Genomic DNA, 20,315 nt, shown 5'->3' on the forward strand with positions numbered 1-20,315 from the left:
TGTGCCCGTATGAGGTTGCTGTCCGTGGCCGTCGTGGCCTCGCTCCTGCCCGTCATGCCGTCCGCCGCCTTCGCTCAGGCGGGCACCACCTATTACGTCGACTCGAAGGCGGGTGACGACGCCAAGGCCGGCACCAGCGCCGCCACCGCCTGGAAGTCGCTCGACAACGTCAACGCCGCCGAGTTCAAGCCGGGCGACACCATCAGCTTCAAACGCGGCAGCGGCTTCACCGGCCCGCTCACGCTGGCGGCCAAGGGCACCGCCGCCCGGCCCATCGTCGTCCAGGCGTACGGCACCGGCCCGCTCGCCAAGATCAGCGGCGGCGAGAACGACTGCGTGGTCGTCAACGGCGACCACTGGCGCATCGGCGGCCTGCGCGCCTCCGGCTGCCGCTGGTCCGGGTTCGAGGTCGGCGGCGACTCCAACGAGCTGATCGGCGTGGAGGCCGACCGCAACATCGCGGGCGTCCACGTCACGCCGTCCGGCTCGCGCAACACCATCCGCGACAGCGTCCTGACCGACAACGCCCGGATGAGCGTCAACGACGACGGCGGCGACAACGACTCCGGCGCCTTCGGCGTGCTCCTCAACGGCGACGACAACGTGGTGACCGGCAACACCATCAGCGGCAGCTTCGCCAGGAGCGAGGACTACGGCACCGACGGGGCCGCCGTCGAGATCTTCGGCGGCGACCGCAACCGCGTCACCCACAACACCTCCAGGAACAACGAGACGTTCAGCGAGCTCGGTGCCAAGAAGGGCACCACCGCCACCGGCAACGTCTTCGCCTTCAACGTCGTCACCTCCTCGCGCAGCCGCGGCTCCTTCCTCATCACCCGCGGCTCCCGCCACATCGTCGGCCCGGTCAAGGGCACGATCGCGGTGCACAACTCGGTCTACCTGCCGGCCCGCGACACCATCGGCTGGTCCTGCCATGACGGCTGCTCGCCGTCGATCCTGAAGCTGCGCAACAACGTGATCCTGGTGGGCGGGGAGTCCGGCTGGGAGGACGGCAAGGGCGCCGACGAGGCCGGCAGCGTCTACTTGGGCCGCAAGGCCAGGTTCAAGCTGGGGCCGAAGTCCGTCATGGCCGACCCGAAGTTCGTCTCCCGTACGGACCTGCGCCTGCGCCCCGGCTCCCCGGCCCTCGGGCGCGGCGTGGGCCTGGCACCCCACTGGTACGGCGGCAAGGCGTTCGGCAAGGACATCACCGGCAAGCCCCTGCCCGCCTCCGCCCCTGACGCGGGCGCTTACCAGCACTGACCCCGCCGCGCCGTTAGAGTGAACGGCGTGCTTGAAGATCTCCGCAAGCCGCTGGTGCGGCAGCTCGCCGAGTCCGACGCCCCCCGGCACTACTGGCACATGGGTGACGAGGACGGCCGGGCCTGGTTGTTCGAGAGTGTCGAGGGTGACGGCGAGCACTGGGCGGTCCGGCAGGTCGAGGTGGGCGCCGACCGGGCCGCGCGGCGCTACTGGTGGCGGCATCTGCAGGACGAGCGCGGGTTCCTGTCCGACCAGGCGCTGGAGATCTGGGAGCTGACCGAGATCACGCAGGTGGCGTTCGAGGCCGTCTGGGAGGCGGCCGACTGAGCCGCGGGCTCCGTACGGCTCGGTCATGTCGACATCGGGGAGGGCCGATCGACGCGTAGGTGACAGGAGCTCGTGAGAGGAGCAGATCGTGGACTGGAAGCTCGAAGTGGTCCCGATACCGGTGGCCGACGTGGAGAAGGCGAAGGAGTTCTACAGCGAGAGGCTCGGTTTCGTCGTGGACCATGACACCCGGATCAGCCCCGGCGTACGCGTCGTGCAGCTCACCCCGCGCGGATCCGCCTGCTCGGTCGTCATCGGCGCGGCCACCGGCACCGCCCCCGGCGCCGTCCAGGGGCTGCAGCTCGTGGTGACCGACATCGACGCCGCCCGGGACGAGCTGGCCGGGCGCGGCGTCGAGGTGAGCGACGTCAAGCACTACGCGAAGGACGGCACCCTGGCCGAGGGCAAGGGCGGCGAGTGGAACGCGTTCGTCTTCTTCAACGATCTCGACGGCAACGGCTGGATCCTGCAGGAGGGCCCTAGCCGGTGAGGCCCGCCAGGCCGTGGGTGATCAGGCGGATGGCCGTGTCGAAGTTCCGGGCGATCTCCTCGGGGTCGCTCGGCAGGTGCCCCTGCGTCTCGGCGATGATGAAGCCCAGGACGAACGCGTGCAGCACGTCACTCGTCCGCCGCAGCTCCGGCTCCGGCACCCCCGCCAGGCGCAGGATGCGGTAGAGGGTCTGCCAGATCACCAGATTCCGGTCCGCCGTGCTCTCCGGATGGTTGAGGAGGTAGCTCCACAGGGCCGGATGCTCCACGGCGTGCCGGTGGTAGGCCAGCGCCAAGGCCCTGACCTGCTCCGGCCAGGGCGCGCCGTCGTCCGGCGGCAGGGTCATGCGCTGGGCCGCCGTGGAGCAGATGATCCCGATCAGCGCGTCTTTGTTCTTCACGTGGTGATAGAGCGACATCGGGTTGACGTCGAGCTCCGCCGCCAGCTTGCGCATGGACAGCGCCTCGACGCCACCTGTGTCCACCAGGCGCAACGCCGTGGAGCTGATCTCTTCGAGGCTCAGGGGAGAGCCTCTTCGCGCACTGACTGCCATACACCGTATGATAGCGTCATCCATACGGTGTATGGCTATGGAAGGGAGCACCCCATGAAACGGATCCCCGCCCCGCAGGGCCTGCCGATCCTCGGCAACACGCTGCAGATCCCGGCGCACGCGCCGATCGAGCACTTCGCGGAGGTGGCCGCGCGTTACCCGGACGGCATCTTCCAGTTGGAGATCGTCGGGCGCCGGGTCGTGCTGGTGTACGACCCCGACATGGCCGCCGAGGTCTGCGACGAGAGCCGGTTCGTCAAGCGGATCAACCCGCCGCTGGCGATCGTGCGCGACTTCGCCGGCGACGGCCTGTTCACGGCCCGGCCGGACGAGCCCGTGTGGGGCCAGGCGCACCGCATCCTGATGCCGGCCTTCAGCCAGCGCTCGATGAAGGCGTACTATCCGCAGTTCCTGGAGGTCGCCGACCAGCTCGTCGAGTCGTGGGCGGGCCGCCAGGGGGACGACCTGCCCGTCGCCGACGACATGACCCGGCTGACCCTGGACACGATCTCGCTGACCGGCTTCGGCTACCGGTTCAACTCCTTCGACCACCCCGAGCTGCACCCGTTCCTGCGGGCCATGGGCGGCGCGCTGACCGAGGCCATGCTGCGCAACCAGCAGCTTCCCCTCGTCACGAAGCTGCGGCGCCGGCAGGAGGAGGACTACCGGCGCGACATCGCCACCATGCAGGACCTCGTCGACGACGTGATCAAACGGCGCCGCGCCGAGGGCGGCGGCGGCACGAAAGACCTGCTCGGCCTGATGCTGGAGGCCAGCGACCCGCAGACCGGCGGCCGCCTGTCCGACGAGAACATCCGCAACCAGGTCCTCACCTTCCTCATCGCCGGCCACGAGACCACCAGCGGCCTGCTCTCCTTCGCGCTGTACAACCTGCTGCGCGAGCCGCACACCCTGGCACGCGCGTACGAGGAGGTGGACCGGCTGCTGCCGGGCGACGAGCCGCCCACGTACGAGCAGATCATGAAGCTGGACGTCATCCCGCGCATCCTCGAGGAGACGCTGCGGCTCTGGTCGCCGATCCCGGCCTTCTCCGTGAACGCCATCGAGGACACCGTGCTCGGCGGCGAATACCTCATCCCGAAGGACCAGCCCGTTGTGGTGCTGCTGCCGAGGCTGCACCTCAGCCCCAAGGCGTGGGAGCGGCCGGAGGAGTTCGACATCGATCGCTGGCTGCCGGAGAACAAGAAGGACCACCACCCCGGCGCGTACAAGCCGTTCGGCAACGGCGAGCGGGCCTGCATCGGCCGCCAGTTCGCGCTCACCGAGGCCAGGCTCGCGCTCGCGATGATCCTGCGGCGCTTCGCGCTGTCGGACCCGAGCGTCTACCGGATGAAGATCAAGCAGATGCTGACGATCAAGCCGGACGGCTTCACGCTCCGGGTCCGCGAGCGGCGCGCGCACGAGCGGGCCGCGGTGGTGCCGCAGCAGGCCGAGGAGAGCGCGCAGCAGGAGATCGCCGTCACCGGCGTCCCGCTCACGGTCGCGTACGGCTCCAACCTCGGCACCAGCGCCGACATCGCCGAGCGGCTGGCCGAGCGGGCCGGCCGGTCGGGCTTCGCCACCACGCTGACCACGCTCGACGAGCTGACCCCGCCGGCCGAGGGCCTGCTCGTCGTGGTCGCCTCCTCCTACAACGGCAAGGCCCCCGACAACGCCCAGCGCTTCGACGCCCTGGAGGCCCTGCCCGACCTGTCAGGGGTACGGCTGGCCGTGCTGGGCTGCGGGAACACGCAGTGGCCGACGTACCAGGAGTTTCCGCGGCGCGCGTACGAGAAGCTCACGGCCGCCGGAGCGGTGCCGCTGGTCGAGCGCGGCGAGGCCGACACGGACGGCGACTTCGACGGCGACGTGACCGCGTGGACGGCGCGCCTGTGGGCGGCGCTGGCCGAGGAGTACAGCGCCACGGCCGACGGCGTCGGGCCGCGTTACGAGATGGAGGTGCTCACCGAGTCCGAGGTGCGGCCCTCGGTCGTCTCCGAGCGGGCCGTCCCGCTGACCGTCGTCGCCAACGAGGAGCTGACCGGCGACCCCGAGGGCCTCTGGGACTTCTCGATGGAGGCGCCCCGGCCGGGCGTGCGCTCGATCGTGGCCAGGCTGCCCGAAGGCGTCACGTACACGGCCGGCGACCACGTGGCCGTCTTCGCCAAGAACGACCCCGAGCTGGTCGAGTGGGCGCTGCGCTGCCTGCGCGTCCCTCGCGACCAGGTCGTACGGCTGCGCGCCGCCGGCGCCACCCACCTGCCCATGGACACGCCGGTTACGGCCGGTCTCCTGCTGACCGACTTCGCCGAGCTGCAGGAGGTGGCCACCAGGTCCGACCTGGAGGCGCTGGCCGCGCACACGGCCTGCCCGTGGACGACGGGCCAGCTCGCCGAGCTGACCGCGAACTACGCCGACGAGATCCTCGCCAAGCGCGTCTCCCCGCTGGCGCTGCTCGAACGCTTCCCGGCGATCGAGCTGCCGCTGCCGGTGTTCCTGGAGATGGCCGGGCCGATCAAGCCGCGCTACTACTCCGTCTCCTCCTCGCCGCTGGCCGATCCGGGCCTGGTCCGGCTCACCGTCGGCCTCGTCGAGGGCCCCGCCTGGTCCGGCACGGGCACCTACCAGGGCATGTGCTCGGCGTACCTGGCCGGCCTGCGGGAGGGCGAGGTGTTCTACGGGTACGTCCGGGTGCCCGCCCCGCCGTTCCGGCTGCCGGCCGACCCCTCCACCCCGGTGATCCTCGTCGGCCCCGGCACCGGCTTCGCGCCGCTGCGCGGCTTCCTGGAGGAGCGCGCGCTGTCCGGCGCGACCGGGCGCGCCGAGGTGTTCGTCGGGTGCCGCCACCCTGAGCACGACCTGCTGTACGGCGCCGAGGTGGCCGGGTGGGGCGCGGCCGATGGGGTGAACGTGCACTACGCGTACTCGGCTGTGGCCGGGCACCCGTACCGGTTCGTCCAGGACGCTGTGGCGGCTCGGGGCGATGAGGTGTGGGAGCTGCTCACGCAGGGGGCTCATGTGTACGTCTGCGGCGATGGGCTGCGGATGGCGCCGGCGGTGCGGCAGGCGTTGCTGGATGTGTACCGGGACAGGACGGGGGAGGACGGGGGCGAGTGGCTGGCGGGGCTGGAGGCGGACGGGCGCTACCAGCAGGACGTGTTCGCCTGACCCGGGATCCCGGAGGCCTGAGCGCCCAGCCCTGAGCCTCGCTCTGAGCGCTCAGGCTTGGGGCGCTCAGCCCTGAGCGTTGAGCCTCGGGCTTGGCGAGGCCCGAAATATCGATCTATGTCGGCATATTGGGTGAGACCGCACGATGACCTGGGGAAAACCGCGACAGTCCGTTATCGACATTCCGGACTTAACCCTTCATTCTGGGATATAACCGCAGCATGCGCGACATATCCGTGGAACATGCTAGAAACTTTTCCACGGCACTGTGAGAGCCTCTGGAAAGGGGGCGGCTATGCTGCTGCGACTGAGGGTGTCGCTGCCGGACCGGCCGGGCGGCCTGGGTCAGGTGGCCAAAACACTGGGCGCGCTGGGCGCGGACATCCTGCAGGTCATCGTGCTCGAACGCGAGGCCGGGCGCGCCGTCGACGACTTCACCGTCTCCTGGCCGGGACCCGTGACCGCGGCAGAGGCGCGTGACCGGTTGTCCGCCATGCCCGGCGTACGCGTTGAGGGTGTCTGGCCCACGAAAGAGGTGCCCGGCTCCGCGCTCGACTACGACCTGCTCATGCACGTGGCCGCCGAACCGGCGCGGGGTTTCGCCACGCTCGTGGACGCCCTGCCCGGATTGTGCGGTGCGGAGTGGTCCCTGGCTGTGGCCGACGGCGCCGTACGGCATGCCTCGCTGGCCGCCCCCGAGAAGTTCGAGCTGCCCCAGTCGCCGCCCCGGGCGATCACGATGGACGCCGACGAGTTGCGGCTGATGCTGCTGCCCGTGCTCGCGGCCGGGTTGCACGTGGTGGTCGCGCGTCAGGAGGGGCCGGTGTTCCACCGCGCCGAGGTGGAGCGCGCCGCCCGCATCGTGGACGTCGTGTCGAAACTGGCCGCTCGCGCGGTGGTGTGATTGACCGAACAATCATCTGGTCACTAACGTGAACGGTCTGATCGTGTGAACAGGAGCAGCCCGTGGCCGTTCACGAGCCCGCCACCACGAGGACGCCCGCTCCCTCAGGCCAGGATCGGCTCGCTCTGAGGACTGGAGGCACATGGACTTCGAGCTGACCGACGAGCAGAAGGCGTTCCGCGAGGCTCTGCGCGCGTTCGTGGACAAGGAGATCGTGCCGGTCGCCACCGAGTGGGAGCATTCGGGGAGATACCCGGCCGAGATCATCGGCAAGATGAAGCAGATGGGGCTGTTCGGGCTGTCCGTGCCGGAGGAGTACGGCGGCATGGGGGCCGACATGGTGTCGTTCGCGCTGGTCTTCGAGGAGATCGCGCGGGGCTGGATGGGCGTGGCGGGCACGATCGGGTCCCATTCGCTGGCCTGCTGGATGATCGCCCACCACGGCACCGAGGAGCAGCGCCGCCTCTACCTGAAGGACCTGGCCACGGGCGCACGGCGTACCGCGATCGCGTTGACCGAGCCCGGCGCGGGCACCGACCTGCAGGGCATCCAGACCCGCGCGGTACGCGACGGCGACCACTACGTCGTCACCGGCACCAAGACCTGGATCACCAACGCCCGCCACGCCGACCCGCTGCCCGTGCTCGTCAAGACGTCCGTGGCCGAGCCGGCGCACAAGGGCATGTCGGTGCTGCTCGTGGACCCGTCCTCGCCCGGTTTCAGCGTCAGCCGCGACCTGCCCAAGCTCGGCTACAAGGGCACTGAGACGTGCGAGGTGGTGCTGGACGAGGTACGCGTGCCGGTGTCCTGCCTGCTCGGCGGCGTCGAGGGACGGGGGATGCAGCAGGTGCTCGGCGGGCTGGAGATCGGCCGCATCAACATCGCGGCCCGCGCGGTCGGCGTCGCCCAGGCCGCCTATGACGCGGCGCTGAGCTACTCGCGCGAGCGTACGGCCTTCGGGCAGCCGATCGCCGAGTTCCAGGCCATCCAGCTCAAGCTCGCCGACCTGGCCACCGAGATCCAGGCCGCCCGGCTGCTCACGTACTGGGCGGCGGCGCGGGCCGACGGGGGCGCGCGGGTGGACATGGAGGCGGGCATGGCCAAGTACTTCGCCTCGGAGGTGGCGCTGAAGGCGTCGCTGGAGTCGATGCGGATTCATGGCGGGTACGGGTACTCGCAGGAGTTCGTGGTCGAACGGCTCTACCGGGACGCGCCGCTGATGGCGATCGGGGAGGGCACCAACGACGTCCAGCGCATGGTGATCGCCCGGGCGCTCATCTCGGGGAAGGGGAAGGTCGGCTGGTAGGGCGTACTGCGGCAGCGATCGTGAGGAGCGGAGGAACACCATGTCCGACGAGCGAAAGCCCGGCCACAGCGACGGGCATGGAGGTGGCCACGGTCACGGGGACGGGCATGGCGACGGGGACGAGCATGGGCAGGCCGATGGGCACGGCGACGGCCATCACGACGGCCACGGCCACGGCCACGGCCACGGCCACGGGCATGGGCATGGGCATGGGGAGCATCGTCGTGGGGTGAAGCCCCTTTTGGGGCGGATCACGCATGCGCTCGCGCCGCACAGTCACGACACCAACGACAAGACCGACAGCGCCCTGGAGTCCAGCAGCCGGGGTATGCGGGTGCTGGCCATCTCGTTCACCGTCCTGATGGCCACCGCCGCGATCCAGGCGGTGATCGTCGTGGCCTCGGGCTCGGTCGCGCTGCTCGGCGACACGCTGCACAACCTGGCCGACGCGCTGACCGCCGTACCGCTGGCGATCGCGTTCTCCGTCGGCCGCCGGCCCGCCACCCGCCGCTTCACCTACGGCTACGGCCGCGCGGAGGACCTCGCGGGCATCGTCATCGTCCTGCTCATCGCCGTCTCGGCGGCCCTGGCCGGGTACGAGGCCGTCGTGCGCCTGCTGGATCCGCAGGAGATGCGGGCCGTCGGGTGGGTGGCCGGTGCGGCGCTGATCGGGTTCGCGGGCAACGAGTGGGTGGCCCGTTACCGGATCAAGGTGGGCCGGGAGATCGGCTCGGCCGCGCTGGTCGCCGACGGGTTGCACGCCAGGACCGACGGCTTCACCTCGCTGGCCGTGCTCCTGGGCGCGGGTGGCGCGGCGCTCGGGTTCCCGCTGGCCGACCCGATCGTGGGGCTGCTCATCACGGTCGCGATCTGCTTCGTGCTGCGGGACGCGGCCCGCGAGATCTACCACCGGCTCATGGACGCCGTGGACCCCGCCCTCGTGGACGAGGCGGAACGCATCCTGAGTGCGGTCGACGGGGTGCGGCGGGTGGGCTCCGTACGGCTGCGGTGGATCGGTCATGCGCTGCACGCCGAGGTGGAGATCCTGGTAAATCACGACATGTCAGTGGTGGCCGCGCACAAGGTAGCGGTCGAGGCCGAGCACCGGCTCATCCACGAACTACCCCGCCTGCGCGCCGCCACCGTCCACACCGACCCCCACGGCCCGGCCGGCGCCGACCACCACACGACCCTGGCCACCCACCGCACCCACTGACCCACCACACCCCGGGCCGCATCTCCAGTCGTACACCCAGACGAGCCACCGGTCGTACCACCGGCCGTACCCTCCGGTCATAGCGCCGGTCGTACCACCGGTTGTGTCAGCCGCTGCATCACCTGCCCCCGACCGGGTAGGTTGGGGCGGGTGTCAGCCGCCGCCCCGCCCGCTGTCGTGACAGCCGTGCCCGTCCCCAGGCTCGCGTGGCTGGACGCCCTGCGGGGCATCGGCGCCATGGCCGTGGTGGCCGAGCATCTGCTGCCCTGGTTCCTGCCCGCCCTGCGCCCATACTGGTTCAATCTGGGTGTCTACGGCATTCTGGTGTTCTTCCTGGTCAGCGGCTACATCATCCCCACCTCCCTGGAGCGCCACGGCGACGTCCGCGCGTTCTGGATCAGCCGGTTCTTCCGCCTGTACCCCCTCTACGTGGCCGTGATCGTTCTCGTGCTGGCGCTGGCCTGGTGGGTGCCGGTGCGCGAGGCGGTCCCGCGCGACGGGAGCGCGGTGGCGGCGCACGCGACCATGCTGCTCGACGTCGTCAGCGTCGGCGGGGTGGCCGACACGATGTGGACGCTGTCGTACGAGATGGTGTTCTACCTGCTGGTCACGGCGCTGTTCGTGACGCGCGGGCACGACCGCAGCGGGCTGCTGTCCATGCTGTTCGCCGCGGCGGCCGTGGTCGTCGGGCTGGTCGCGTCCGGGGCGGTGCTGGTCGGCGGATGGACGGCGTACGTGTCGTGCGCGGGGTTCGTGGCCGGGCTCGCGTGCGTGGTGCGGGGCAGGTTCCGTACGGCCGCGGCGTGCGCGCTCGGCCTGATGGGGCTGGCGGCGGTGCTGCTGAGCAGCCGGGTGCCGTGGCTGGGGGCGGCGGTGCTGGCCGTGATGTTCGCGGGCACGGCGATCCACCGGTGGGAACGCGGCACCGGCTCGCTGTGGCCGGTGGCGGTCACCACGGCGCTGGTCGGGATCGCACCCCTGTGGGCCATCGAGAGCGGCTGGTGGTGGGTGCGGGCCGACGTGTGGCTGACGACGATAGCGCTGGCCGGGGCCACGTTCGCGGGCGGGATGGCGCTGCGCCGCAGACGGCTGCCCCGGGTGCTGGTGTGGTTCGGGCTGATCAGCTACTCGCTCTACCTGGTGCATCATCCGGTGCTGAAATACTTCGTGGAGATCACCGGCGACCTGCGGCGGGCCGATCTGCCGTACCAACTGGGCATGGCGGCCCTGGCCCTCACCGTCGTGGTGGCCGTCAGCGCTCTCACCTACCGGTACGTCGAAAGGCCCGCCCAAGCTCTGGGCCGCCGCCTCTCACACCGGAGCGGCCACGGGCTCCAGGGCGGCGGCGAGGCGCGGGTGGCCGGACAGGACGCGGGAGACGACCGGGTCCTCGGCCATGAGGAAGGCCAGGTGCCTGACCGCGTGCGCGACCACGTTGGCCAGGGCGACGCGGTCCGGTGACGGCGTCGCCGGAGCCTCGCCGCGGGCGATCTCCAGCACGGGCACCCCGACGGCGGGCAGCCACGGCTCGGGATCCGGGCACACGGCGTACGTCAGGACGATCCGCCCATCGGCCTCATGACGCCAGCTCGTGGAGTGCACGACCGTGTCCTGGTCGCCGGCGGCGACGCCACTGAGCCGGCGCGCGGCCGCGTCCGGGCTTTCGCCACGTCCCGGCTGGGTAATGGCATAGCGGTACGCCCAGCGATCGTCATCGCCCACCCGTAGCATGAGCGTCTCAACCGAGACCACATGTCTTCCCGTCACCGTCAACAACTTACTGCCAATCATATGCAAGTGCGTCCCCAACGCATATGTCTTCCCCTCTTGTCCCACACCGGCGGACCGGGTTGTAGTCGATGGCGTGCGAGAGAGAGGCCGACGACCATGCCGGGTTTGCTGGTGCTGATGGGGTCGGGCGAGACGAGCCCGACCATGGTCGAGATCCACCGTGCCGCGGCGCGGACGCTGCGCCCCGGCGCGCGGGCCGTGCTGCTGGACACCCCCTACGCCTTCCAGGAGAACCGCGCCGACATCTCGGCCCGCGCATGCCGGTATTTCGCGCACAGCGTCGGCCTGGATGTCGAGGTGGCGGCCGGGATCACCGGCGCCGACTGGGTGTTCTCGGGTCCGGGCAGCCCCACCTACGCGCTGGACCGGTGGGCGGACTCCGGCGTGGCCGGTGACCTGCGGGCCAGGGTGCGGGCACGGGAGGGGGTGACGGTGCTGGCCTCGGCGGCGGCCTGCACGGCGGGGCTGGCGACCGTACCGGTGTACGAGATCTACAAGGTCGGGGCCGAGCCCGGCTGGCGCGAGGGCATCGACCTGCTGGAGCCGCTCGGGCTGCGGGTCGTGCTGATCCCGCACTTCGACAACGCCGAGGGCGGCACCCACGACACCCGCTTCTGCTACCTGGGGGAGCGGCGGCTGTCGCGGATGGAGCGCGAGCTGCCGCCCGGGACGGCGGTGCTCGGGCTCGACGAGCACACCGCGCTGGTGATCGATCTGGAGACGGAGTCGGTACGGGTGGCGGGGCGCGGCGGCCTGACCGTGCGCAGGCCCGGGTCGCTGACGGTGCTGCCGGCGGGCACCCGTACGGACCTCAGCGAGCTCCGCCGCCTGGCGGAAGGCGTCACGGGCACCCCGGCGCCGCTCGCGGCCGAGCCCGAGCCGGTCCAGGCGGAGGCGACACTGGAGGAGTCGATCCATTCGTGCGAGGAGCTCTTCAAGACCGCGGCGGCCCGGCCCGACATGGTGGCGGCCGCGCAGGCCGTCCTCGACCTGGAGGCCGAGATCGTCAAGTGGGCGGCCGACACGGAGGAGGACGCCGGCGGGATCGAGGAGGCCAGGGAGCTGATGCGGCTCCTGATCGCCCGCCTCGGCGAACTGGCCGCCACCGCCGGCCAGCGCTCCCAGAGCCTGCCGTCCCTGGTCGAGCCCCTGCTCGCGCTGCGGGCGGAGCTGCGGGGCAAGGGGTGCTACGACGTGGCGGACGCCCTGCGCGCGGCGATGCTCCGCGGCGGCGTCACCATCGAGGACACGCCGTCCGGTCCCCGCTGGTCCGCCGATCACCAGACAGGCGCGGCGCCGGCCGGATAACGTCGCTCATCGTGCTCTGAGGGAGAAGCCCGCGCGTACACCGGCGGGCCGAGGTGTTCGACTGGGCGCCCATGGCTATGAGCTGGTGGCCGAGGCGGGGGACGCGCCGACGGTTCGACCTCGCGACGCTCGCCGGCCTGAGCGCCTGGAAACGGTCAGCGGCGCGGGGGGTCGATGCGGGCGCCGTCCAGGGTGAAGATCATGATGCGGGACAGGTCCACGCCCACCTTGGCGGCGTCGCCCGCGCGCCACACCGGCCGGTTGCCGAGCCGGATGATCAGGTCAGAGCGGCGGTGGATGCCGGAGTTCGGGTGCTGGCCCACCTGCTCCTGCTCCTGCCGCTCCTCCTTGCGCTGCGGGAACAGCCGCCGTACCAGCCCCGCCACCTTGCCCGTGCCGTTCTTCTCGCCGTTGACGCGCCCGCGCGGGTCCGGCGGCTCGGGCACCGGCACGGCCGGCATCCCGCACTCCAGGTACGCCAGCCACTCGTGCCCGTGATACTCCAGCGCCCGCACCCGCCCATAAAAGGCCGGCCCCTCGTACGTCTCCGGCACCGGAGCCAGCCCGTCCGGCCGTAACCCCACCAGCACCTGTCCGCCCGTGTGCTGCGAAATGGCGTACGCCCTGGGATCGCTCCAGGCGATCGTCAGCTGGTGCGGGCCGAAGTCGAGCATCACATACTGGTTCTGCGGTGTCCTGACCGTGGCCGCCAGCAGGTTCAACTGCTGCGAGTTGAGAAAGGCCGCCACGAACGCCGTCGCTGGATCGTTGTAAATCTGGGCCGGTGTGCCCACGTCCTGCAGGACCCCGCGATTCAGGATCGCGATCCGGTCCGCCAGCGTCAGGGCCTCGACCTGGTCGTGCGTCACGTAGATGGTCGTCACCCCGAGCGACCTGACCAGCGCCGAGATCTCCATGCGCAGCTCGGTGCGCATGCCCGCGTCGAGGTTCGACAGCGGCTCGTCCATGAGGAACAGCTTGGGCTGCCGGACGATCGCCCGGCCCATCGCCACCCGCTGCCGCTGGCCGCCGGAAAGGGTGCCCGGGCGGCGGTCGAGCGTCTCGTCGATGTGCAGCGCCTTGGACAGTTCGGTGACGCGCTCGCGCACCAGCGAGGGGTCCGACCTGGCGATCTCCAACGGGAAGGCGATGTTGCCGCGTACGGTCCGGTGGGGGTAGAGCGCGCCGTTCTGGAACACCATGGCCACGTCGCGGTCGCGTGGGGCCAGGTGGTTGGCCATCTGCCCGTCCAGCCAGAGGTCCCCTTCGGTGATCTCCTCCAGGCCCGCGATCATCCGGAGGAGCGTGGACTTGCCGCATCCCGAGGGGCCGAGGAGGACGAGGAACTCGCCGTCGTCGGCCCGCAGGCTCAGCCGGTCGACCGCCAGGTAGTCGCCCGGGTACACCTTGGTCACTTTGTCCAGTACGACCGAGCTCATGGGCCCACACCTTGCACGCGTGTCACCTGTGACGAGGCTGATTGAAGAGGTAGTACATCGCGCTTAACGCCACGTGTCCACCTTTGACATAAAGAATCTCGCTCTTGGGCGTTTCGGTCGGGGGTTTTGGGCATCCGTACCCCAAATTTCCGGATCGATGAAGCCTGGAAGGGCTTGCGTAAACTTGCCGCAAGGGCTTTCATGGTCCGGGACATTCAGGGCAAGTCGGGGGTATCGATGACCGCGTGGTGGCGCGACGCTGCGATCTACCAGGTTTACGTGCGCAGTTTCGCCGACGGCAACGGCGACGGCGTCGGCGACCTGATCGGCGTTCGTGATCGCCTCCCGTATCTGGCCGGGCTGGGCGTGGACGCCATCTGGCTGACGCCGTTCTACACCTCGCCGATGGCCGACTTCGGGTACGACGTCGCGGACTACAGGGATGTTGACCCGCTGTTCGGATCGCTGGCCGACGCCAAGGCCCTCATCGACGAGGCGCACGGTCACGGGCTGCGCGTGATCGTCGACATCGTGCCGAACCACACCTCCTCCGCCCACGCCTGGTTCCAGGAGGCGCTGCGCGGCGAGAACCGTGACCGCTACATCTTCCGCGACCGGCCCAACGACTGGGAGTCGATCTTCGGCGGCCCGGCGTGGACGCAGGTCGAGGACGGGCAGTGGTACCTGCACCTGTTCGACCCCAGCCAGCCCGACCTCAACTGGGACAACGACGAGGTGCGCGGGGAGTTCGAGTCGATCCTGCGCTTCTGGCTCGACCTGGGCGTGGACGGCTTCCGCGTGGACGTGGCGCACGGCATGGTCAAGCCGCGCGACCTGCCCGACATCGGCCGCGGCGACCAGGCCACGATGGTGGGCAGGGAGCCGGTGCCGTTCTTCGACAACGACGGCGTGCACGAGATCCACCGGGCCTGGCGGCGCGTGCTGGACTCGTACCCGGGCGAAAGGATCGGCGTGGCCGAGGCGTGGGCGCCGACGGCCGAGCGGCTGGCCATGTACGTCCGCCCGGACGAGCTCCACCAGGCCTTCAACTTCCACTACCTGTTCACCCCCTGGAACGCCGCCGAGCTGCGCGCCGTGATCGACTCCTCGCTGGCCACGGCCGGCTCCGTCGGCGCGCCGACCACCTGGGTGCTGTCCAACCACGACGTCAAGCGGCACGTCACCCGGTACGGCGGCCTGGCCAGGGCCCGCGCCGCCGCCCTGCTGACGCTCGCGCTGCCCGGCTCGACCTACGTCTACCAGGGCGAGGAGCTGGGCCTGCCCGAGGTGCTCGACCTGCCGGAAGAGCTGTGCCAGGACCCGCAGCGGCTGCGCGACCCCGACAGCGGCCGCGACGGCTGCCGCGTCCCGCTGCCCTGGACCCGCGAGTCCGGCTGGGACGACCCCTGGCTGCCGATCCCGGCGGAGTGGGCCGCGCTCAGCGTGGAGGCCCAGCAGGGCGTGGCGGACTCGACGCTGGAGCTGTACCGTACGGCGCTCAAGCTCCGGCGCGACCTGCGCGGCGAACTGACCTGGCACGACTCGCCGGCGGGCACGCTGATGTTCTCCAGGGGCGAGATCGTCTGCGCCGTCAACCTGACCGGAACCCCCGTGGACTTCGGCGTCGACGGAGAGCTGCTGATCGCCTCCGATGTCCCTGGAGCAGCGGATTCGGCGGCCTGGTGGAAAGTAAAGTGTGTGCCATGAACGGTCACGCTCGCCTAGCCGACATTGCCGCCCAGGCCGGGGTGAGTGAGGCCACGGTCAGCCGGGTGCTCAACGGCAAACCGGGTGTCTCGGCCGCCACCCGCCAAGCGGTGATGACCGCGCTCGACCTCATGGGCTACGAGCGCCCGCCCCGGCTGCGGCAGCGCAGCAACGGGCTGGTCGGCCTGGTGACGCCGGAGCTGGACAACCCGATCTTCCCCGCGTTCGCGCAGGCCATCGAGAAGGCGCTGACCCAGCACGGCTACACGCCGGTGCTGTGCACCCAGTTGCCCGGCGGCGCGCCCGAGGACGAGTTCACCGAACTGCTGGTGGACCGCGGCGTGAGCGGCATCGTGTTCGTCTCCGGCCTGCACGCCGACACGACCGCGCGCATGGACCGCTACACCCGCCTGACCGACCGCGGGCTGCCGATCGTGCTGGTCGACGGCTACAGCGAGCACATCGACGCGCCGTTCATCTCGCCCGACGACCGCCTGGCCGCGCGGCTGGCCGTGCAGCACCTGGTCGACCTCGGTCACGAGCGGATCGGGATCGCGCTGGGGCCGCGCAGGTTCGTACCGGTGATCAGGAAGATCGAGGGCTACCGGCAGGCCATGGCGCAACTGCTCGGCGCGACCGACGTCGACGATCTGATCTCGCACTCGCTGTTCTCCGTCGAGGGCGGCCAGGCCGCCGCCGCGCAACTGCTCGCCCGCGGCTGCACCGGCATCGTGTGCGCGAGCGACCTGATGGCGCTGGGCGCGATCCGCGCCTGCAGGGAGAAGGGCCTGGCCGTGTCGGGAGAGGTGTCCGTGGTCGGGTTCGACGACTCGCCGCTGATCGCGTTCACCGATCCGCCCCTGACCACCGTGCGCAAGCCGATCGGCGCGATGGCGTCGGCGGCCGTGCAGACGCTGCTCGAAGAGGTCAACGGCGCCCCCGCCAAGCACGTCGAGCTGATCTTCCAGCCGGAGCTCGTCGTCCGCGGCTCCACCGGCTCCGGCCCCCTGGTCAACCGGTGACGCGCGAAGATCCCGCCGGTCAACCGGTGACGCGCGACGTTCTCGTCCTGGGTGGCGCCGGGGTCGACACCACGGTCTACGTGCCCGAGCTGCCGCTGCCGTACAAGGACACCTACCAGGTCCCGCCGGTCGTCGACCGGATCGGCAACACCGGCGCCGGCGTGGCGCTCGGCTGTCACGCGCTCGGGCTCGGCGTCACCTTCGCCGACCTCATCGGCGACGACCCGCAGGGGGCGCTGATCCGCTCGGCGCTGCGCGCGGTCGACTGCCGCTGGGGCCCGGCCGAGGCCGGCACCCGGCGCAGCGTCCTGCTCGTCGGTCCCGACGGGCGCCGCACCTCGTTCTACGACGCGAAGGTCACGCCGGGCGAGCTGCTGCCGGCGGAGCTCTACACCGATGTACGCCCCCGCCACGTCCACGTGTCGATCATGGACTTCTGCCGCCACGTCTACCCCGATCTCGAAGGCGTGCCGATCTCCACCGACCTGCACGACTGGGACGGTGCCGGCGACTACCAGAAGGACTTCGCCTACCGCTCCGACCTGGTGTTCCTGTCGGCCGCCGCACTGGGAGACCCGGCGGCGACGATGCGCGACATCCTGGAGCGCGGCCGCGCCCACACGGTCGTGTGCACGCGCGGCGCCGACGGCTGCCTCGTCATGACCCGCGATGAAGGCGTGCGCGCCTTCCCTGCCGCGCCGCTGCCGGGCCCCGTGGAAGACAGCAACGGCGCGGGCGACGCGTTCGTCTCCGGCTTCCTGTACGGCACGTTGCGCGGCAGGCCGCTGGAGGAGTGCGTACGGCTGGGCGCGGTCGCCGGCGCGCACGCCTGCTCGGTCCCCGGCACGCACGAGTCCCCGATCACCGAGTCCCTGCTGCTCGCGAGGGCGGCCGGTTAGTTCCGGGCCGTCTGCCGGTCCAGCTCCCGCCAGGGCCGGTAGACGAACGGCGGCACGGAGACCAGCAGATAGACGCTGGTGAACGCGTACAGGGTGGTGGTCAGATCGGTGAGCTCGGTGAGCGAGCCGGCCAGCAGCCCGCCGATCGGCATGCCCGTGTACGCCGCCGCCATGATGGTGCTGAGCACCCGGGCCCGCAGGGGAGCGGGAATCCGGTCGAACTGCAGCACCCCGAGAATGGGATTGATCGCCCCCGCCGCGAACCCGGACAGCGCCGTGACCGCGAGCGCCACCGGAAACGGCGCGCCCGCCGCCAGCACCAGCACGCGCGGCACCCCGGCGAGCAGGAAGCACAGGCCGTACGTGAGCCGCGTCGGTAATCGGTCGCCGGCCGCGCCGTAGACGATCGTCCCGGCCACCGCCCCCGCCCCCAGCGCCCCGCTGAGCAGCCCGAACGCGCGGGGATCGCCGGCCACGTCGCGGGCGTAGAGCGCCAGCAGCACCTGCGTCACCCCGGTGTCCAGCATGTTGACGACCACGATCATCGCGGTGGCGCTCATCTGCAGCCGGTCGCGCCACAGGAAGGTCAGCCCGTCCCGCAGGTCGCTCAGGTAGCCGCCGGAGGCCCGCGCGTCCCCGTCGAGGTACGGCACCCCGGAACGGATCAGCAGGGCGGACAGCAGGAAGGTGACCCCGTCCACGAACAGCAGCGTGCCCGGCCCGATCCAGAGCAGCAGCACCCCGGCCAGCGGCGCGCCCACCATCGCCGCCCCGCGACAGACGCCGTCGTAGGCCGCCGTCGCCCGCTCGATGCGTACCCCGGCCAGCTCGGCGAGGTCGGGCAGCATGGCCTTGCGCGCGGTCTCGCCGGGGGTGGCCGCCAGCCAGCGGACGAAGAGCAGCACCAGGAGAAGCGGGTAGGACAGCCCCGTGGTCAGGAACAGCGCCGGCATGGCCAGCACGATCAGGCCGCTGGCCAGGTCGGACAGCACGCTGGACGCGCGGAAGCCGAGCCAGTCCACGAGCGTGCCGCCGAAGGCCGCGGAGATCACGATGGGGAACGTGGTGGCGAACGCGGCCAGCCCCGTCAGAACGGCACTCTCCGTGGTGTCCAGGACGAACCAGGGCACGGCGAGCATCGACAGCACGTTGCCCGTGACGGATAGAGCGTTGGCGGCCAGCAAGGTGATGAATGGACGCCTCACGCGCAATGCCCCCGGCAACGAATCTCGGCTTCAGAGTCCCTTATGGTCGGCTTGTGGTCAAGGGGGCCGGTTTGTGACCTAAAGTCGCGAAAAAAAATCATTTCATAGTACTATTTCGCCTCATGTGTGGATTGGGTGTCCAAGGAGTGCGCCGGTGAGCGTCGTGGTGTGCGGTGAGGCGATGCTGCTGATGCTGGCCGAGCCCGGGATCCCGCTGGAACGCGCCACCGCGTTCCGCCGTTCCGTCGCGGGCGCGGAGACCAACGTGGCGACCGGCCTGGCCAGGCTGGGCCACGAGGTGAGCTGGCTCGGCCGGCTCGGCGCCGACCCGGCGGGCCGGTCGGTGCTGTCCATGCTGCGCGCCGAGGGCATCGGCACCCGCCACACCGTCACCGACCCGCACGCCCCGACCGGGCTGCTGCTGCGCGACAGCCACCCGTCCAGGGCGATCGACGTCCAGTACTACCGCGCCGGCTCCGCCGCCTCCCGGCTGACCCCCGGCGAACTGGTGCCCGAGATGGTGGGCGGCGCGAAGTTCGTCCACGTCACCGGCATCACGCCGATGTTGTCCGACTCGGCGCACCAGGCCACGCTGCGGCTGTTCGACCTGGCCCGGCAGGCGGGCGCGCGAGTCTCGTTCGACCCGAACATCCGGCTCAAGCTGGGCACGCCCGAGCAGTGGCGCGAACGGGTCGCGCCGCTGCTGGGCCGCGCCGACGTGGTGCTGGCCGGCGCCGACGAGCTGGAGCTGCTCCAGGTGGACCCGGCCACGCTGGGCGGGCTCGTCGTGGTCAAGCACCGCGACAAGTCGGCCGGCTGCGCGGGGCTGCGGCAGGAGCCGTTCCAGGTGCCCGTGACGGACCCGGTGGGGGCGGGCGACGCGTTCGCGGCCGGGTTCCTGTCCGGGCTGCTGCGTGGTGAGCCGTACGAGGTGTGCCTGCGCGAGGCGGCGGCCGTCGCGGCGCTCGTGGTGCAGTGCCCCAACGACACCGACGGGCTGCCCGACCGGGCCGGCCTGGATCGCGCGCTGGCCGCGTTCACCGAGGCCGGCGAGACCGTACACCGTTAGAAGGGGTTTCATGTACCGCTGGGAGATCGTCCAGGCCGTCACGGAGCAGCGCGTGTTCGGGATCGTGCGGAGCGCGGGGCCCGAGGAGGCGGTGGCCGCGGCCGAGGCCGTGCTGGACGCCGGGCTGCGCGCCGTGGAGGTGGCGCTCACCACGCCGCGCGCCCTCACCGCCGTCGCGCGGCTCACGGAGCAGCGGCCGGAGGCGCTGGTCGGGGCCGGCACCGTGCTCGACGCCGCCGCCGCCCGCGCCGCCGTGGAGAACGGCGCCCGCTTCCTCGTCTCGCCGAATCTGCACCCCGAGGTGATCCGCACCGGGCACCGCTACGGGGTGCCGGTCTTCCCCGGCGTGGCGACCCCGACCGAGATCGTCCGGGCCCTGGAGGAGGGCGCGGACGCGGTCAAGCTCTTCCCGGCGTCGGCCGTGTCGCCGTCCTGGCTGCGCGACGTACGCGCCGCGCTGCCGCAGATCCCCGCCATCCCCACCGGCGGCGTGACCATCGACAACGCGCCCGACTGGATCGCGGCCGGCGCCGTGGCCTGCGGCATGGGCTCGGCGCTGACCTCGGGCGGGGCGCGGGCGGCGGGCGAGCGGGTCACCGCGCTGCTCGCCCGGCTCGCCGAGGCCCGGTAGCCCCATGAAGGCGGACG

At 71.2% G+C, this 20,315-nt stretch carries 18 protein-coding genes; 15 read left to right on the forward strand and 3 right to left on the reverse strand.

Annotated features, from left to right (window positions below; all coding sequences use genetic code 11):
- Positions 1–9: 9 nt before the first annotated feature.
- The 3 genes from C4V41_RS51220 to C4V41_RS51230 all read left to right on the forward strand — a co-directional run bounded on the left by C4V41_RS51220 (position 10) and on the right by C4V41_RS51230 (position 2,080).
- The gene (locus tag C4V41_RS51220; protein ID WP_235030902.1) at positions 10–1,263 is read left to right on the forward strand and encodes a right-handed parallel beta-helix repeat-containing protein; all 1,254 of its coding nucleotides are present in this window, start codon (positions 10–12) and stop codon (positions 1,261–1,263) included.
- A gap of 27 nt (positions 1,264–1,290) precedes the next feature.
- Positions 1,291–1,590 carry a hypothetical protein gene (locus tag C4V41_RS51225; RefSeq protein WP_103963358.1) on the forward strand — a complete coding sequence of 100 codons (300 nt, stop codon included), beginning with the start codon at positions 1,291–1,293 and terminating at the stop codon, positions 1,588–1,590.
- A gap of 88 nt (positions 1,591–1,678) precedes the next feature.
- Positions 1,679–2,080 carry a VOC family protein gene (locus tag C4V41_RS51230; RefSeq protein WP_103963359.1) on the forward strand — a complete coding sequence of 134 codons (402 nt, stop codon included), beginning with the start codon at positions 1,679–1,681 and terminating at the stop codon, positions 2,078–2,080.
- Here the strand turns inward: C4V41_RS51230 and C4V41_RS51235 are convergent.
- Positions 2,070–2,633, reverse strand: coding sequence for a TetR/AcrR family transcriptional regulator (locus C4V41_RS51235; RefSeq protein WP_160150681.1), 564 nt, complete (start codon positions 2,631–2,633; stop codon positions 2,070–2,072). The two genes, C4V41_RS51230 and C4V41_RS51235, sit on opposite strands and share 11 nt — an antisense overlap.
- A 54-nt stretch (positions 2,634–2,687) precedes the next feature.
- On the opposite strand from C4V41_RS51235, the gene C4V41_RS51240 reads away from it, so the two are divergent.
- The 7 genes from C4V41_RS51240 to C4V41_RS51265 all read left to right on the forward strand — a co-directional run bounded on the left by C4V41_RS51240 (position 2,688) and on the right by C4V41_RS51265 (position 12,326).
- Positions 2,688–5,801 carry a bifunctional cytochrome P450/NADPH--P450 reductase gene (locus tag C4V41_RS51240; protein WP_103963361.1) on the forward strand — a complete coding sequence of 1,038 codons (3,114 nt, stop codon included), beginning with the start codon at positions 2,688–2,690 and terminating at the stop codon, positions 5,799–5,801.
- Positions 5,802–6,096: 295 nt separating this feature from the next.
- A complete protein-coding gene (locus C4V41_RS51245) occupies positions 6,097–6,705 on the forward strand; it encodes an ACT domain-containing protein (protein WP_103963362.1) in 609 nt (202 codons plus the stop codon).
- Positions 6,706–6,847: 142 nt separating this feature from the next.
- Positions 6,848–8,011 carry an acyl-CoA dehydrogenase family protein gene (locus C4V41_RS51250; protein WP_103963363.1) on the forward strand — a complete coding sequence of 388 codons (1,164 nt, stop codon included), beginning with the start codon at positions 6,848–6,850 and terminating at the stop codon, positions 8,009–8,011.
- 77 nt (positions 8,012–8,088) lie between these two features.
- Entirely contained in the window at positions 8,089–8,244 is a 156-nt protein-coding gene (locus C4V41_RS63580) for a hypothetical protein (RefSeq protein WP_200824821.1), read from the forward strand.
- A complete protein-coding gene (locus C4V41_RS51255; protein WP_200824822.1) occupies positions 8,241–9,227 on the forward strand; it encodes a cation diffusion facilitator family transporter in 987 nt (328 codons plus the stop codon). Before C4V41_RS63580 ends, C4V41_RS51255 begins: the two co-directional genes overlap by 4 nt.
- A 186-nt stretch (positions 9,228–9,413) precedes the next feature.
- Positions 9,414–10,688, forward strand: a complete 1,275-nt coding sequence (locus C4V41_RS51260; RefSeq protein WP_200824823.1) for an acyltransferase family protein — start codon at positions 9,414–9,416, stop codon at positions 10,686–10,688.
- Positions 10,689–11,114: 426 nt separating this feature from the next.
- Complete coding sequence (locus tag C4V41_RS51265; protein WP_146104115.1) at positions 11,115–12,326, forward strand: hypothetical protein; 1,212 nt, start codon at positions 11,115–11,117, stop codon at positions 12,324–12,326.
- A 155-nt stretch (positions 12,327–12,481) separates the two neighbouring features.
- Here C4V41_RS51265 and C4V41_RS65660 read toward each other — a convergent pair whose 3' ends face one another.
- Positions 12,482–13,765 (reverse strand): ABC transporter ATP-binding protein, encoded by a 1,284-nt coding sequence (locus tag C4V41_RS65660; protein ID WP_103963366.1) that lies wholly within the window; start codon positions 13,763–13,765, stop codon positions 12,482–12,484.
- Positions 13,766–13,966: 201 nt separating this feature from the next.
- Here C4V41_RS65660 and C4V41_RS51275 point away from each other — a divergent pair, with 201 nt between their 5' ends.
- Genes C4V41_RS51275 through C4V41_RS51285 form a run of 3 tightly spaced genes read left to right on the forward strand, consistent with a single transcriptional unit; the run spans position 13,967 to position 17,393 of the window.
- On the forward strand, positions 13,967–15,472 hold the full coding sequence (locus tag C4V41_RS51275) for a glycoside hydrolase family 13 protein (protein WP_103963367.1): 1,506 nt from the start codon (positions 13,967–13,969) through the stop codon (positions 15,470–15,472).
- A complete protein-coding gene (locus C4V41_RS51280; protein WP_103963368.1) occupies positions 15,469–16,494 on the forward strand; it encodes a LacI family DNA-binding transcriptional regulator in 1,026 nt (341 codons plus the stop codon). Before C4V41_RS51275 ends, C4V41_RS51280 begins: the two co-directional genes overlap by 4 nt.
- The gene (locus C4V41_RS51285) at positions 16,491–17,393 is read left to right on the forward strand and encodes a carbohydrate kinase family protein (protein ID WP_235030903.1); all 903 of its coding nucleotides are present in this window, start codon (positions 16,491–16,493) and stop codon (positions 17,391–17,393) included. Before C4V41_RS51280 ends, C4V41_RS51285 begins: the two co-directional genes overlap by 4 nt.
- On the opposite strand, the gene C4V41_RS51290 is transcribed toward C4V41_RS51285, so the two are convergent.
- Positions 17,390–18,598: an MFS transporter gene (locus C4V41_RS51290; RefSeq protein ID WP_160150682.1), complete on the reverse strand. Its 1,209-nt coding sequence runs from the start codon at positions 18,596–18,598 to the stop codon at positions 17,390–17,392. The two genes, C4V41_RS51285 and C4V41_RS51290, sit on opposite strands and share 4 nt — an antisense overlap.
- A 154-nt stretch (positions 18,599–18,752) precedes the next feature.
- Here C4V41_RS51290 and C4V41_RS51295 point away from each other — a divergent pair, with 154 nt between their 5' ends.
- Both C4V41_RS51295 and C4V41_RS51300 read left to right on the forward strand, forming a co-directional pair.
- Positions 18,753–19,667, forward strand: a complete 915-nt coding sequence (locus C4V41_RS51295) for a sugar kinase (RefSeq protein WP_200824824.1) — start codon at positions 18,753–18,755, stop codon at positions 19,665–19,667.
- 10 nt (positions 19,668–19,677) lie between these two features.
- Complete coding sequence (locus C4V41_RS51300) at positions 19,678–20,298, forward strand: bifunctional 4-hydroxy-2-oxoglutarate aldolase/2-dehydro-3-deoxy-phosphogluconate aldolase (RefSeq protein ID WP_103963371.1); 621 nt, start codon at positions 19,678–19,680, stop codon at positions 20,296–20,298.
- Positions 20,299–20,315 lie beyond the last annotated feature (17 nt).

Origin of the sequence: Nonomuraea solani (assembly GCF_900108335.1) — a bacterium.
Taxonomy (GTDB): domain Bacteria; phylum Actinomycetota; class Actinomycetes; order Streptosporangiales; family Streptosporangiaceae; genus Nonomuraea; species Nonomuraea solani.

Bases quoted from the DNA above. Each gene is read 5' to 3' on its own strand.
- C4V41_RS51220 (WP_235030902.1), top strand. From the start codon at position 10: ATGAGGTTGCTGTCCGTGGCCGTCGTGGCCTCGCTCCTGCCCGTCATG.
- C4V41_RS51235 (WP_160150681.1), bottom strand. From the start codon at position 2,633: ATGGCAGTCAGTGCGCGAAGAGGCTCTCCCCTGAGCCTCGAAGAGATC.
- C4V41_RS51240 (WP_103963361.1), top strand. From the start codon at position 2,688: ATGAAACGGATCCCCGCCCCGCAGGGCCTGCCGATCCTCGGCAACACG.
- C4V41_RS51245 (WP_103963362.1), top strand. From the start codon at position 6,097: ATGCTGCTGCGACTGAGGGTGTCGCTGCCGGACCGGCCGGGCGGCCTG.
- C4V41_RS51250 (WP_103963363.1), top strand. From the start codon at position 6,848: ATGGACTTCGAGCTGACCGACGAGCAGAAGGCGTTCCGCGAGGCTCTG.
- C4V41_RS63580 (WP_200824821.1), top strand. From the start codon at position 8,089: ATGGAGGTGGCCACGGTCACGGGGACGGGCATGGCGACGGGGACGAGC.
- C4V41_RS51265 (WP_146104115.1), top strand. From the start codon at position 11,115: ATGCCGGGTTTGCTGGTGCTGATGGGGTCGGGCGAGACGAGCCCGACC.
- C4V41_RS65660 (WP_103963366.1), bottom strand. From the start codon at position 13,765: ATGAGCTCGGTCGTACTGGACAAAGTGACCAAGGTGTACCCGGGCGAC.
- C4V41_RS51275 (WP_103963367.1), top strand. From the start codon at position 13,967: ATGGTCCGGGACATTCAGGGCAAGTCGGGGGTATCGATGACCGCGTGG.
- C4V41_RS51280 (WP_103963368.1), top strand. From the start codon at position 15,469: ATGAACGGTCACGCTCGCCTAGCCGACATTGCCGCCCAGGCCGGGGTG.
- C4V41_RS51300 (WP_103963371.1), top strand. From the start codon at position 19,678: ATGTACCGCTGGGAGATCGTCCAGGCCGTCACGGAGCAGCGCGTGTTC.